General features: G+C 66.2%; 14 protein-coding genes. 12 read left to right on the forward strand and 2 right to left on the reverse strand.

Going from position 1 to position 13,699, the window contains the following annotated elements:
* The first annotated feature begins 145 nt into the window (after positions 1 to 145).
* The 6 genes from rpsL to AC5Y42_RS02965 all read left to right on the forward strand — a co-directional run bounded on the left by rpsL (position 146) and on the right by AC5Y42_RS02965 (position 6,806).
* On the forward strand, positions 146 to 520 hold the full coding sequence (gene rpsL / locus AC5Y42_RS02940) for a 30S ribosomal protein S12 (RefSeq protein WP_003923350.1): 375 nt from the start codon (positions 146 to 148) through the stop codon (positions 518 to 520).
* On the forward strand, positions 520 to 990 hold the full coding sequence (gene rpsG, locus AC5Y42_RS02945; RefSeq protein WP_499895613.1) for a 30S ribosomal protein S7: 471 nt from the start codon (positions 520 to 522) through the stop codon (positions 988 to 990). The genes rpsL and rpsG overlap by 1 nt, the downstream gene beginning before the upstream one ends.
* Before the next feature lie 85 nt (positions 991 to 1,075).
* Positions 1,076 to 3,184: an elongation factor G gene (gene fusA / locus AC5Y42_RS02950; protein WP_499895615.1), complete on the forward strand. Its 2,109-nt coding sequence runs from the start codon at positions 1,076 to 1,078 to the stop codon at positions 3,182 to 3,184.
* Between the two features lie 165 nt (positions 3,185 to 3,349).
* Positions 3,350 to 4,540 (forward strand): elongation factor Tu, encoded by a 1,191-nt coding sequence (gene tuf, locus AC5Y42_RS02955; protein WP_499895616.1) that lies wholly within the window; start codon positions 3,350 to 3,352, stop codon positions 4,538 to 4,540.
* Between the two features lie 194 nt (positions 4,541 to 4,734).
* Entirely contained in the window at positions 4,735 to 5,562 is an 828-nt protein-coding gene (locus AC5Y42_RS02960) for a mycofactocin-coupled SDR family oxidoreductase (protein WP_499895617.1), read from the forward strand.
* A 32-nt stretch (positions 5,563 to 5,594) separates the two neighbouring features.
* Positions 5,595 to 6,806 carry an NAD(P)/FAD-dependent oxidoreductase gene (locus tag AC5Y42_RS02965; RefSeq protein ID WP_499895619.1) on the forward strand — a complete coding sequence of 404 codons (1,212 nt, stop codon included), beginning with the start codon at positions 5,595 to 5,597 and terminating at the stop codon, positions 6,804 to 6,806.
* An 88-nt stretch (positions 6,807 to 6,894) separates the two neighbouring features.
* Here AC5Y42_RS02965 and AC5Y42_RS02970 read toward each other — a convergent pair whose 3' ends face one another.
* Both AC5Y42_RS02970 and mftR read right to left on the reverse strand, forming a co-directional pair.
* The gene (locus tag AC5Y42_RS02970) at positions 6,895 to 7,944 is read right to left on the reverse strand and encodes a DUF2332 domain-containing protein (protein WP_499895620.1); all 1,050 of its coding nucleotides are present in this window, start codon (positions 7,942 to 7,944) and stop codon (positions 6,895 to 6,897) included.
* Entirely contained in the window at positions 7,941 to 8,537 is a 597-nt protein-coding gene (gene mftR / locus AC5Y42_RS02975) for a mycofactocin system transcriptional regulator MftR (protein WP_499895622.1), read from the reverse strand. The genes AC5Y42_RS02970 and mftR overlap by 4 nt, the downstream gene beginning before the upstream one ends.
* Before the next feature lie 116 nt (positions 8,538 to 8,653).
* Between mftR and mftA the strand changes: the two genes are divergently transcribed.
* The 6 genes from mftA to mftF all read left to right on the forward strand — a co-directional run bounded on the left by mftA (position 8,654) and on the right by mftF (position 13,692).
* Positions 8,654 to 8,746, forward strand: coding sequence for a mycofactocin precursor MftA (gene mftA, locus AC5Y42_RS02980; RefSeq protein ID WP_499888372.1), 93 nt, complete (start codon positions 8,654 to 8,656; stop codon positions 8,744 to 8,746).
* The gene (gene mftB, locus AC5Y42_RS02985) at positions 8,731 to 9,033 is read left to right on the forward strand and encodes a mycofactocin biosynthesis chaperone MftB (RefSeq protein WP_499895623.1); all 303 of its coding nucleotides are present in this window, start codon (positions 8,731 to 8,733) and stop codon (positions 9,031 to 9,033) included. The genes mftA and mftB overlap by 16 nt, the downstream gene beginning before the upstream one ends.
* Entirely contained in the window at positions 9,030 to 10,196 is a 1,167-nt protein-coding gene (mftC, locus tag AC5Y42_RS02990; protein ID WP_499895624.1) for a mycofactocin radical SAM maturase, read from the forward strand. The genes mftB and mftC overlap by 4 nt, the downstream gene beginning before the upstream one ends.
* A 2-nt stretch (positions 10,197 to 10,198) precedes the next feature.
* The gene (mftD, locus tag AC5Y42_RS02995) at positions 10,199 to 11,392 is read left to right on the forward strand and encodes a pre-mycofactocin synthase MftD (RefSeq protein WP_499895626.1); all 1,194 of its coding nucleotides are present in this window, start codon (positions 10,199 to 10,201) and stop codon (positions 11,390 to 11,392) included.
* A 132-nt stretch (positions 11,393 to 11,524) separates the two neighbouring features.
* Positions 11,525 to 12,283, forward strand: coding sequence for a mycofactocin biosynthesis peptidyl-dipeptidase MftE (gene mftE, locus AC5Y42_RS03000; RefSeq protein ID WP_499895628.1), 759 nt, complete (start codon positions 11,525 to 11,527; stop codon positions 12,281 to 12,283).
* On the forward strand, positions 12,280 to 13,692 hold the full coding sequence (mftF, locus tag AC5Y42_RS03005; protein WP_499895630.1) for a mycofactocin biosynthesis glycosyltransferase MftF: 1,413 nt from the start codon (positions 12,280 to 12,282) through the stop codon (positions 13,690 to 13,692). Before mftE ends, mftF begins: the two co-directional genes overlap by 4 nt.
* Positions 13,693 to 13,699 lie beyond the last annotated feature (7 nt).

Consider the following 13,699-nt stretch of genomic DNA (forward strand, 5'->3'; position numbering starts at 1 on the left):
CGTAAGGTGCGCACGCCGGGCCAATTCGCATGTCCATGACGCTACGGATTGAATCCCGGGGCAGGCGCGTGCGACACACCCGGCCGCGGGGTACTGCGGCAGGGCATAACAGCAGGACAAAGACGGAAACACAGAAAGCCGGTAGATGCCAACCATTCAGCAGCTGGTCCGCAAAGGGCGCCGCGACAAGATCGGCAAGGTCAAGACCGCGGCCCTCAAGGGCAGCCCGCAGCGCCGTGGCGTGTGCACGCGCGTGTACACCACGACCCCGAAGAAGCCGAACTCGGCGCTTCGGAAAGTGGCGCGCGTCAAGCTGACCAGTCAGGTTGAGGTCACGGCCTACATCCCCGGCGAAGGCCACAATCTGCAGGAGCACTCGATGGTCCTGGTGCGCGGCGGCCGGGTGAAGGACTTGCCGGGTGTGCGCTACAAGATCATCCGCGGCTCGCTGGACACCCAGGGCGTCAAGAACCGCAAGCAGGCTCGCAGCCGTTACGGCGCCAAGAAGGAGAAGGGCTGATGCCGCGCAAGGGTCCCGCGCCGAAGCGTCCGCTGGTCAATGACCCGGTCTACGGGTCGCAGCTGGTTACCCAGCTGGTGAACAAAATTCTCCTGAAAGGGAAGAAATCGCTGGCCGAACGCATTGTTTACGGTGCGCTCGAACAAGCCCGGGACAAGACCGGCACCGATCCGGTGATCACCCTCAAGCGGGCTCTGGACAACGTCAAACCGGCGCTGGAGGTCCGCAGCCGCCGAGTCGGTGGAGCTACCTATCAGGTGCCCGTCGAGGTGCGGCCGGAGCGGTCGACCACGCTGGCGCTGCGCTGGCTGGTCAGCTTCTCCCGGCAACGCCGGGAAAAGACCATGGTCGAGCGGCTGGCAAACGAGATCCTGGATGCCAGCAATGGTCTTGGGGCCTCCGTCAAGCGGCGTGAGGACACCCACAAGATGGCCGAGGCCAACCGCGCCTTCGCGCATTATCGCTGGTAGGGAGCCGCATCGGCGACCATCTGGCAGCGTCGCCGGAGGCGAGAACGACAGCTAACCAAGCAACCGAAAGAGTGGGAAGACTTCTGTGGCACAGAAGGACGTGCTGACTGACCTGAGCAGGGTCCGCAACATCGGCATCATGGCGCACATCGACGCCGGCAAGACGACGACCACCGAGCGGATCCTGTACTACACCGGCGTCAACTACAAGATCGGTGAAACGCACGACGGCGCCTCCACCACCGACTGGATGGAGCAGGAGCAGGAACGCGGCATCACCATCACCTCGGCGGCGGTGACCTGCTTCTGGAACGACAACCAGATCAACATCATCGACACCCCGGGCCACGTCGACTTCACCGTCGAGGTGGAGCGCAGCCTGCGGGTGCTCGACGGCGCTGTCGCGGTGTTCGACGGCAAAGAGGGCGTGGAGCCGCAGTCCGAGCAAGTGTGGCGCCAGGCCGACAAGTACGACGTGCCGCGGATCTGCTTCGTCAACAAGATGGACAAGATCGGCGCCGACTTCTACTTCACGGTGCGCACCATCGAGGAGCGCCTGGGCGCCAAGCCGCTGGTCATCCAGCTGCCGATCGGCGCCGAGCACGAGTTCGAAGGCATCGTCGACTTGGTCGAGATGAACGCCAAGGTGTGGCGCGGCGAGACCAAGCTCGGCGAGACCTACGAGACCGTCGAGATCCCCGCCGACCTGGCCGACAAGGTCGAGGAGTACCGCACCGCGCTGCTGGAGATCGTCGCCGAGACCGACGAAGAGCTGCTGGAGAAGTACCTGGGCGGCGAGGAACTGTCCGTGGCCGAGATCAAAGCAGCGATCCGCAAGCTCACGGTGGCCTCCGAGCTCTATCCCGTGCTGTGCGGCAGTGCGTTCAAGAACAAGGGCGTGCAGCCGATGCTAGACGCGGTCATCGACTACCTGCCGTCGCCGCTGGACGTCGAGTCGGTGCAAGGCCACGTGCCCGGTGATGAGAGCGAGATCATCACCCGCAAGCCCAGCACTGACGAGCCGTTCTCCGCGCTGGCATTCAAGATCGCGGTGCACCCGTTCTTCGGCAAGCTGACCTACGTGCGGGTGTACTCCGGGAAGGTGGAGTCGGGCTCACAGGTCATCAACGCCACCAAAGGCAAGAAGGAGCGGCTGGGCAAGCTGTTCCAGATGCACGCCAACAAGGAGAATCCGGTCGACACCGCGGCGGCAGGCCACATCTACGCGGTGATCGGGCTCAAAGACACCACCACCGGTGACACGCTGAGTGATGCGAACCAGCAGATCGTGCTGGAGTCGATGACGTTCCCAGACCCGGTCATCGAGGTGGCCATCGAGCCCAAGACCAAGAGCGACCAGGAAAAGCTGAGCCTGTCGATCCAGAAGCTGGCCGAAGAGGACCCGACCTTCAAGGTCCACCAGGACACGGAAACCGGCCAGACGGTGATCGGTGGGATGGGCGAACTGCACCTGGACATCCTGGTGGACCGGATGCGCCGCGAGTTCAAGGTCGAGGCCAACGTCGGTAAGCCTCAGGTCGCCTACAAGGAGACCATCAAGCGGATGGTGGAAAAGGTCGAGTTCACCCACAAGAAGCAGACCGGCGGCTCGGGTCAGTTCGCGAAGGTCATCATCACGCTGGAGCCGCTCGTCGACGGCGAGGACGGCGCGACCTACGAGTTCGAGAACAAGGTCACCGGCGGCCGTATCCCGCGCGAGTACATCCCGTCGGTGGACGCCGGCGCGCAAGACGCCATGCAATACGGTGTGCTGGCCGGCTACCCGCTGGTCAACCTCAAGGTGACGCTGCTCGACGGCGCTTACCACGACGTGGACTCGTCGGAGATGGCCTTCAAGATTGCCGGCTCGCAGGCGCTGAAGAAGGCGGCCGGACAGGCGCAGCCGGTGATCCTGGAACCGATCATGGCCGTCGAGGTCACCACCCCTGAGGACTACATGGGCGACGTGATCGGCGACCTGAACTCCCGCCGTGGTCAGATCCAGGCCATGGACGAACGCAGCGGTGCGCGCGTGGTCAAGGCGCATGTGCCGCTGTCGGAGATGTTCGGCTACGTCGGCGACCTGCGGTCGAAGACACAGGGTCGGGCCAACTACTCCATGGTGTTCGACTCGTACGCCGAAGTACCGGCGAACGTGTCGAAGGAGATCATCGCGAAGGCGACGGGCGAGTAGGCGCAAGCCTACGAGCACGGAGTCGAGCAATGGGCAGCGCGAAGGCGACGGGCGAGTAAACAACCAGCATTGGCGCGGAGTAACCTTTCCCGGTCACTACCGCGGCACAAGTGAAGAAACCAACACTGCTTTAACGAGCACCAACAAGTCCAGGAGGACACAGAAGTGGCGAAGGCGAAGTTCGAGCGGACGAAGCCGCACGTCAACATCGGGACCATTGGTCACGTTGACCACGGCAAGACCACGCTGACCGCGGCTATCACCAAGGTCCTGCACGACAAGTACCCGCAGTTGAACGAGTCGCGGGCGTTCGACCAGATCGACAACGCGCCCGAGGAGCGTCAGCGCGGTATCACGATCAACATCTCCCACGTGGAGTACCAGACCGAGAAGCGTCACTACGCGCACGTCGACGCCCCGGGTCACGCTGACTACATCAAGAACATGATCACCGGTGCCGCCCAGATGGACGGCGCGATCCTGGTGGTCGCCGCCACCGACGGTCCGATGCCGCAGACCCGCGAGCACGTGCTGCTCGCGCGTCAGGTCGGGGTGCCCTACATCCTGGTCGCGCTGAACAAGGCCGACATGGTCGACGACGAGGAGCTCCTCGAGCTCGTCGAGCTGGAGGTCCGCGAGCTGCTGGCCGCTCAGGAGTTCGACGAGGACGCGCCGGTGGTCAAGGTATCGGCGCTGAAGGCGCTCGAGGGCGACCCGCAGTGGGTGGAAGGCATCGTCGAGTTGATGAACGCGGTCGACGAGTCGATTCCGGACCCGGTCCGCGACACCGACAAGCCGTTCCTGATGCCCGTCGAGGACGTCTTCACGATCACCGGCCGTGGCACCGTCGTCACCGGCCGTGTCGAGCGCGGCGTGATCAACGTCAACGAGGAAGTCGAGATCGTCGGCATCAAGCCGACCAGCACCAAGACCACGGTCACCGGTGTGGAGATGTTCCGCAAGCTGCTCGACCAGGGCCAGGCCGGTGACAACGTCGGTCTGCTGCTGCGCGGTATCAAGCGTGAAGACGTCGAGCGTGGCCAGGTCGTCACCAAGCCCGGCACCACTACGCCGCACACCGACTTCGAGGGCCAGGTCTACATCCTGTCCAAGGACGAGGGCGGCCGGCACACGCCGTTCTTCAACAACTACCGTCCGCAGTTCTACTTCCGCACCACCGACGTGACCGGTGTGGTGACGCTGCCGGAGGGCACCGAGATGGTGATGCCCGGTGACAACACCGACATCTCGGTGAAGCTGATCCAGCCCGTCGCGATGGACGAGGGCCTGCGGTTCGCGATCCGCGAGGGCGGCCGCACCGTCGGCGCCGGCCGGGTCACCAAGATCGTCAAGTAGTTCGACCGCCAGAGCCGATCGCAAGCGCGGCGCAGCCGGGCGCAGCGGGTCGGCGACCAAAAGCACAAGCGGCGCTCATCCGAAAGGGTGGGCGCCGCTTGCGTTGAGGTGCAGACCTGAACCTCGGCTGGGCCGTCTAGAACACGTTTCAGTTTCGCTGCTAACCTCATCGGCAGCCGGTGAAAGGGGTGTCCGTGACTACAGCAGCGGGGTCTTTGCAGGGACGCGTCGCGTTCATCACTGGCGCTGCCCGGGGACAGGGCCGCGCTCATGCCGTCCGCTTGGCGCGCGAGGGCGCCGACGTCATCGCCCTGGACATCTGTGCACCGGTATCCGAGAGCATCACCTACCCAGCAGCCACCCCCGAGGATCTCGCCGAGACAGTCCGTGCGGTGGAGGCCGAGGGCCGGAAGATACTGGCGCGCGAGGTGGACATCCGTGACAGCGCGGCGCTGCAGCAGTTGGTGGCCGACGGTGTCGAGCAGTTCGGGCGGCTCGACATTCTGGTGGCCAACGCGGGTGTGCTGAGCTGGGGCCGGGTTTGGGAAATCACCGAGGAGGAATGGGACACCATCATCGGTGTCAACCTCTCGGGTACCTGGCGTACGGTCCGCGCGGTGGTGCCGGCAATGATCGAGGCCGGTAACGGCGGGTCCGTCGTGGTGGTCAGCTCGTCAGCCGGGCTGAAGGCCACCCCCGGCAACGCCCACTATTCGGCGTCCAAACATGGCCTCGTCGGGCTGGCCAATTCGCTGGCCATCGAACTGGGCGAGTTCGGCATCCGTGTCAACACCATCCATCCGTATTCGGTCGACACTCCGATGATCGAGCCGGAAATGATGATGAAGGTCTTCGCCGAGCACGGGCACTATGTGCACAGCTTCCCCCCAATGCCGGTGCAGCCCAAGGGATTTATGACCGCGGACGAGGTTGCCGGCGTGGTGGCCTGGCTGGCCGGCGACGGCTCAGGGACATTGTCGGGAGCGCAAATTCCGGTCGACAAGGGAGCCTTGAAGTACTAACGCGGGGTACTTCCCCATTCGGTGCCGCGATCGTGTATGAACTCCACGTGACTAGTAGCGAGGGGGGCAAGGGCCCCGGAAACGGAATCGTGGTTGTCGGCGGGGGACTCGCTGCGGCTCGGCTGGCTGAACAGCTTCGCCGGGCGGAGTACACCGGCCCGATCACCATCGTCAGTGACGAAGCGCATTTGCCTTATGATCGGCCCCCGCTGTCCAAGGAGGTATTGCGCAGCGAGGTCGACGACGTGACGCTCAAACCGCGTGAGTTCTACGACGAACGCGATATCACCCTGCGTCTCGGTTCGGGAGCCACCAGTCTGGACACCGCGGCACAAACCGTGACGCTGGACGACGGAACGGTGCTGGGCTACGACGAGCTCGTCATCGCGACCGGTCTGGTGCCGCGTCGCATTCCGGCGTTTCCCGATCTGGAAGGCATCCGGGTGTTGCGCTCATTCGACGAGTGCTTGGCGTTGCGCAGCCACGCATCTGCCGCACACCGTGCCGTCGTCGTCGGTGCCGGATTCATCGGCTGTGAGGTCGCGGCAAGCCTGCGCGGCCTGGGGGTCGAGGTGGTACTGGTGGAGCCGCAGCCGGCGCCGCTGGCGTCGGTGTTAGGCGAGCAGATCGGCGAGTTGGTGGCACGGCTGCACCGTGCGGAGGGTGTCGACGTGCGTACTGGCGTCGGGGTCGCCGAGGTTCGCGGTAGTGGCCACGTCGAAACGGTCGAGCTGACCGACGGCGCTGAGGTGGCGGCTGACCTGGTGGTGGTCGGGATCGGCTCCCGGCCGGCGACCGAGTGGCTGGAGGGCAGTGGCATCGAGGTCGACAACGGCGTGCTCTGCGACGTGGCCGGGCGCACCAGCGTGCCCAATGTGTGGGCGCTCGGCGACGTCGCCTCCTGGCGTAGCCCGGTGGGACATCAAGTGCGAGTGGAACATTGGAGCAATGTCGCCGAGCAGGCGAGGGTCGTGGTGCCCTCGATGCTTGGCCGAGATGTCCCGTCGAACGTCGTGGTCCCGTACTTCTGGAGCGATCAATACGACGTCAAGATCCAGTGCCTGGGCGAGCCGCACGCCACCGACACCGTGCACCTCGTCGAAGACGACGGCCGCAAGTTCCTGGCCTATTACGAGCGCGACGGTGCGGTGGTCGGTGTCGTCGGTGGTGGTATGCCCGGCAAGGTGATGAAGACCAGGGCCAAAGTCGCCGCGGGTGCGCCGATCTCGGAGGTCTTGGGCTGACCGCCCCTGCGCGAGCGTGCGTGTCCCCGGCCGACACGCCAAGCGTGTCGCCGGGTCTACGCACGCTCGCGGCAAGGGGCTGAAACGTCTAGTGCCATATGGCCGGCGGGCCGTGCGGCGAGCAGTCGGCCAGGATCCGATCCTCACCACTGGGCCAACTGCGGACCTGCAACAGAAACTCCACCGGGGCGCCCGGTGTTCGCCGCTGCGGCTCCAGCGTGAGGTGGACAAACGGCGAATCGGCTCCGGCTTGGGCTGCCACTGCGTCGATCCCCGTGTCGACGGCTGCTTGCTCGTTGCGAGAGAGGTACTGCCTCGTGATGGAGTGCCACAGCACCGTCGTCGTGCCCGGCGCCACGGCAAGGCCGGCGACGGCCGCACCGGCCCGACGGCTCTCCAGCGGAGCGGCGACGTGCCGAGCGACGCTGATCGCCCCGCGCAGCCGCTGCAGCCGGATGGGCATATCGGGCCACACGTAGCTCAACAACGTCAACTCGCCGTCGCGGCCGGTGGCGTCGACCGGTGCCAGGTCATAGCCGCGGCGTTCAATGATCCGCACCCCGATCGCCGGCGGCAGTTGACCCCGCCAGGCATCGTCGATGGTCACCGGTGAGTCGCCCGGTCCCCATTGCCCACTGGGGTGGCGATACCGGTAGTAGTCGGCCCGCAGGTTCAGCCCGGCACTGCAGCCGATCTCGAAAAGCCGCACCGGTAAGCCGAATTGGCGAGTCAGGATCAGCAGCGCCCCGATCAGCGCGGCTGAGCGGCCCACTTCGTTGGTCTGCGGCGGCTGGTCGAGCGCGGGGCGCAGCGAGTCGGCGTGGTCGGCGGCGACCCGCACGATATCGGGCCAGGCCGCGTCGGCATCCCAGTGGCCGCCGGTGCTGGGATACCAGCGCCGCAGCGCCGGCGCGCGACCGTCGAGCACCAGTCGGTGCAGGCCGCCGAGCAGTCGTAGCGGCAGGGCCAGCCGTTCGGGATCGTGTTCGTGGTCGGAAAGGATGCCGGCAAAAATCCCGCCGGCGTTGACGTCGCCGGCCACCCGATTGAGCAGTTCGCCGTACATCGGCGAGCCCAGTTCGGCGCAGGCCTGGCTCTGTAACCGGAGCGACCGCAATAGCGGAGTATCGCTGTTCACGGCTTCAGCCGGTCCAATCCGGCGCGGACGACGTCGAATGCGCCGGCGAGCGCCTGGGGTAACGACACCGACTCGTCGTCGAGCCAGTGCTCATAGGCGCTCAGCGCCACCCCGAGCATCATCCACGCAATGGTCTGTGGCAACAGGCCGGTCGGCTTGGCGCCGGACCGCCGTGCCACGAACTCTGCAATGACTTCTCGCCAGCCGGCATACATCGTCATCGAATACGCCTGCAGCTCAGCGGTTTGCAGGATCACCCGCATACGCTGACGATGCCGGACGGTCTCCGAGTCGTCGAAGGTGTTGAACGCCAACAGGGCTGTGCGCAGCGCTTCGCCCAGCGGCACGTCCGCCTCGACGTGGTCGAGCAGTTCGCGCAGGTGCTGCAGGTGGGCATCGAAGTCGCCCCAGGGAATCGCGTTCTTGGAGGCGTAGTAGCGGAACAGCGTGCGCCGGGCGATGCCCGCCGCCTGCGCGACATCGTCGACGCTTACCTCGTCGAACCCGCGGGCCGCGAACAACCCGAGGGCCACGTCGGTGATGTGGTGCGGGGTCGTCGAGCGGCGCCGGCCCACCCGCGATTGAGGCACCATGACATCACCTTCCTAGGGGGCCCTCTTCCGTTCTGGCACTCAATGCCATATTCTGACCAAGATTGTGACCGGGCTGACACCGACTTGTCGAGCCCCTGACAACGAAAGGCCACACCATGGAGCCGAACCAGACCGACGTCGACACCGAGCTCGTCACCGAGACCCTGGTGGAAGAGGTGTCCATCGACGGGATGTGCGGGGTCTACTGAGCGTGCCCGCGGGCGAATTCAGCCCGGACGCCGGCTGGCGGTTGCACCCACAAGTCGCCGTGCGGCCCGAGCCGTTCGGTGCGCTGTTGTATCACTTCGGCACTCGCAAGCTGTCGTTTTTGAAGAACCGCACGATCCTGGACGTCGTGCAGTCGCTGGACGACCACGCCGACGTGCGAACCGCCTGCCGTGCCGCGGGGATCGACGACGCGCAGCAGCGTCCCTATGTGCACGCACTGAGTGTGTTGGCGGCCTCGAACATGCTGGTGCGCAAGGAGAAGCAATGACAGCGGTCGTACCCCGGCTCGTAGAGCAATTCGAGCGCGGCCTGGACGCCCCGATCTGCCTGACCTGGGAGCTGACCTACGCCTGCAATCTGGCGTGCGTGCACTGCCTGTCCTCGTCGGGTAAGCGCGATCCGCGTGAATTGTCCACGCGGGATTGCCAAAACATCATCGACGAGCTGGAACGCATGCAGGTGTTCTATGTCAATATCGGCGGCGGTGAGCCGACGGTGCGACCGGACTTCTGGGACCTGGTCGACTACGCCACCGCACACCACGTAGGCGTGAAGTTCTCGACCAATGGGGTGCGCATCACCCCCGAGGTCTCGGCGCGACTGGCGGCCAGCGACTACGTCGATGTGCAGATCTCCCTGGACGGCGCGACCGCGGAGGTCAATGACGCCGTCCGCGGTGCCGGGTCGTACGCCATGGCGGTACGGGCTCTGGAGAATCTGGCCGCTGCGGGGTTTTCCGACGCCAAGATCTCAGTGGTCGTGACCCGCCACAACGTCGACCAGCTGGACGAATTCGCAGCGCTGGCAAGCCGTTACGGCGCCACCCTGCGGATCACCCGGTTGCGGCCGTCTGGCCGCGGCGCGGACGTCTGGGACGACCTCCACCCGACGGCCGACCAACAGGTCCAGCTCTACGACTGGCTGGTCGCCAACGGCGAGCGGGTGCTCACCGGCGACTCGTTCTTCCACCTGTCGGCGCTCGGCGAACCCGGGGCGCTGGCGGGCCTGAACATGTGCGGGGCTGGCCGGGTGGTCTGCCTGATCGATCCGGTCGGCGACGTGTACGCCTGCCCATTCGCCATCCACGATCGCTTCCTAGCCGGAAATGTGCTGTCCGACGGTGGTTTTGACAACGTCTGGAAGAACGCTCCCTTGTTTCGCGAGTTGCGTGAACCCCAGTCGGCCGGGGCGTGCGGCAGCTGTGACCATTACGACAGCTGCCGGGGCGGTTGCATGGCGGCCAAGTTCTTCACCGGTCTGCCGCTGGACGGGCCGGACCCAGAATGTGTGCAGGGCTACGGCGCGCCGGCGCTGGCCCGCGAGCGCGACAAGCCGCGGCCGGCCGGTGACCACTCCCGCCGCAGCCGGCCGGTGCCGTTGACGCTGTCGACGCGCCCACCGCAGCGACTCTGCAACGAAAGCCCGGTCTAGCCGTGGCGCGCGATGTCTGGTTCGAGACCGTTGCGATCGCTCAGCAGCGGGCCAAGCGGCGGCTGCCCAAGTCGGTGTACGCCGCGCTGATCGCTGCCAGCGAGAAAGGCATCACGGTATCGGACAATGTCGAGGCGTTCGGCGAACTGGGCTTCGCGCCCCACGTCGTCGGTGCGATCGCCAAACGAGACTTGTCGACTACCGTTATGGGACAAGATATCTCGCTGCCGGTGATCATCTCGCCCACGGGTGTGCAGGCGGTGCACCCCGACGGTGAGGTGGCCGTCGCGCGAGCGGCGGCGGCGCGGGGCACTGCGATTGGGCTCTCCTCGTTCGCCAGTAAGCCCATCGAGGAAGTCATCGCGGCCAACGACAAGCTGTTCTTCCAGCTCTATTGGCTGGGCGACCGCAATGCGATCGCCCAACGGGTCGAACGGGCCCGCGAGGCGGGCGCCGCCGGGCTGATCGTCACCACCGACTGGACGTTCTCGCACGGCCGGGACTGGGGCAGCCCCAAGATCCCCGAACAGATGAACTTTCGCACCACGGCCCGCATGATGCCCGAAGGCCTGGCGCGGCCGGGCTGGCTGCTGCAATGGGCGAAGACGATGCGGCCGCCGAGCTTGCAGGTACCCAACCAGGCCCGGCGGGGCGAACCGGGACCACCGTTCTTCGCCGCCTACGGCGAATGGATGGCCACCCCGCCGCCGACTTGGGAAGACATCGCCTGGCTGCGCGAGCTGTGGGGCGGGCCGTTCATGCTCAAGGGTGTGATCCGGGTGGACGACGCCAAAAGAGCTGTGGATGCTGGAGTTTCGGCGATATCGGTGTCCAACCATGGTGGCAACAACTTGGACGGGACACCGGCGGCAATCCGCGCGCTACCCGCCGTCGTCGACGCGGTCGGTGACCAGATCGAGGTATTGCTGGACGGTGGTATCCGCCGCGGCAGCGACGTCGTGAAGGCGTTGTCGTTGGGGGCGCGTGCGGTGATGATCGGCCGCGCATATCTGTGGGGCCTGGCCGCCGCCGGACAAGGCGGGGTCGAGAATGTGCTCGACATCCTCCGTAGTGGCATCGACTGTGCACTGACGGGGCTGGGCCAGGCTTCGGTGCATGACCTCAGCCCCGACGACGTCGTGGTGCCTCCCGGGTTTGCTCGCGCGCTCGGCGTGCCCACCGCCGAGCGGGGCTAGCCGGTCCGCGGCGAAACCAGCGGGAGTTCTGATACTCGCGTGGCAGGCGTGGCAGAGGTGGACGAGGGTGACAAAACCACCAGGACGGTGGAAAAAATTTCATCTGGACAACCAACAACCAATGCACGGCAGGTGAATTCGTCCTACCATCGGCGGGTGGCCGTCCTCGGCGAACTCAGCAGCTCGACGTCGGGCCAGCTACGCGGCATGTCGTCGGCGGTGCTGATCCCGGTGGGATCCACCGAACAGCATGGCCCGCACCTCCCGCTGGACACCGACACGCGGATCGCGACTGCGGTCGCCATCGCGGTCGCCGGCCGCCTGGCCGAACTGCCGGGGCACGACGTGCAGGACCAGCAGTGGCTGGTCGCGCCGGCCATCGGCTACGGCGACAGCGGCGAGCACCAGAGCTTTCCGGGAACTATTTCCATCGGCACCGACGCCCTGGCGATGCTGCTGGTCGAGTTCGGCAGGTCGGTGACCTGCTGGGCCCAGCGCCTGCTGTTCGTCAACGGTCACGGCGGCAACATCGCCGCCCTGGACCGCGCGGTCCGCCTGCTGCGATCCGAAGGACGCGACGCCGCGTGGTCTACGTGCACGGCGCGGGGTGCTGATGCCCACGCCGGGCACACCGAAACTTCCGTGTTGCTGCACATTTCACCCGCTGATGTGTTGACCGAGCAGTGCTGTTCGGGTAATGGCGCCCCGCTGTCCGACCTGCTGCCGATTATGCGCCGCGGGGGAGTCGCGGCGGTCAGCGAGGTGGGCGTGCTGGGAGACCCCACGACGGCGACCGCCGCCGAAGGGCAGCGGATCTTCACCGAGATGGTCGACGGCTGCGCGCGCGCAGTGCTGCGCTGGGCGCCGCGCGCCGACGGGATGCTGACATGACCCAGACCCGGCTGCCGGATGGGTTTGCTGTCCAGGTCGACCGACGTGTCCGGGTGCTCGGTCGGGGGTCGGCTCTGCTGGGCGGCTCACCCACCCGTTTGCTGCGGCTGGCGCCGGCCGCGCAGGACATGCTGGCCGACGGCCGGCTGAAGGTGCACGACGCACTCAGCGCTGAGTTGGCACGCACCCTGCTGGACGCGACCGTGGCGCATCCCCGGCCGGCTGGCGGACCCTCACACCGGGACGTCACGGTGGTAATCCCGGTGCACGACAACGCATGTGGGTTACGTCGGTTGCTGGCATCGTTGCGCGGCCTTCGGGTGATCATTGTCGACGACGGTTCGTCGGAGCCGATCGAGCGCGACGACTTCGCGGGCACACACTGTGACGTCGAGGTGCTGCACCACCACCGCAACAGGGGACCCGCGGCAGCCCGCAACACCGGGCTGGGCGCGTGCAAAACCGACTACGTCGCGTTTCTGGATTCTGACGTGGTTCCGCGCCGTGGCTGGCTGGAAGCTCTGCTCGGTCATTTCTGCGACCCCACCGTCGCCCTGGTGGCGCCCCGCATCATCGGTCTGACACAAAGCGACCACGTGGTGGCCCGCTACGAGGCGGTGCGTTCGTCGCTGGACCTCGGGCAGCACGAAGCCCCCGTCATTCCCTACACGAACGTGGCCTACGTCCCCAGTGCGGCCATCATCTGCCGCACTGCCATGCTGCGCGACGTCGGCGGGTTCGACGACACGCTGCAGGCCGGTGAAGATGTCGACCTCTGCTGGCGGCTCGTCGAAGCCGGTGCCCGGCTGCGCTACGAGCCGATTGCGTTGGTAGCGCACGACCATCGCATCGAACTGCGAGATTGGATTGCGCGCAAGGCGTTTTACGGCGGTTCGGCGGCGCCGCTGTCGGCGCGCCACCCCGACAAGACGGCGCCGCTGGTGATCTCCGGTGGGGCACTGGCAGCCTGGATTCTGATGGCGGTCGGCTCCGGGTTGGGATATCTGGCGTCGCTACTCCTGGCCGCAGCGACGGGTCGTCGTATCGCCAAGTCCATGGAGGGCCCTGACACCAAGGTCTGGGATGTCGTGGCGGTGGCAACCCGAGGCCTCTGGTCTGCGGCGCTGCAACTGGCGTCGGCGATGTGCCGGCACTATTGGCCGGTGGCGCTGCTGGCGGCGATGCTGTCCCGACAGTGTCGGCGCGCCGTGGTGATCGCCGCTGTCGTCGACGGGGTAGTGGACTGGCTGCGTCGCCGGGGAGCTACCGAAGAGGAAGCCAGACCCATCGGTCTGGTGACATACCTGCTGCTGAAGCGCCTCGACGATCTGGCATACGGACTCGGATTGTGGTGCGGCGTGGTACGGGAACGCAATATCCGACCACTCAAGCCGCAGATCCGGATCTGACCACCAG

Source organism: Mycobacterium sp. NGS48 (assembly GCF_059812585.1).

Excerpts from the sequence above, each read along its gene's own strand:
- rpsL (WP_003923350.1), top strand. The coding sequence starts at position 146 with ATGCCAACCATTCAGCAGCTGGTCCGCAAAGGGCGCCGCGACAAGATC.
- rpsG (WP_499895613.1), top strand. The coding sequence starts at position 520 with ATGCCGCGCAAGGGTCCCGCGCCGAAGCGTCCGCTGGTCAATGACCCG.
- mftR (WP_499895622.1), bottom strand. The coding sequence starts at position 8,537 with ATGGTGCCTCAATCGCGGGTGGGCCGGCGCCGCTCGACGACCCCGCAC.
- mftA (WP_499888372.1), top strand. The coding sequence starts at position 8,654 with ATGGAGCCGAACCAGACCGACGTCGACACCGAGCTCGTCACCGAGACC.
- mftC (WP_499895624.1), top strand. The coding sequence starts at position 9,030 with ATGACAGCGGTCGTACCCCGGCTCGTAGAGCAATTCGAGCGCGGCCTG.
- mftF (WP_499895630.1), top strand. The coding sequence starts at position 12,280 with ATGACCCAGACCCGGCTGCCGGATGGGTTTGCTGTCCAGGTCGACCGA.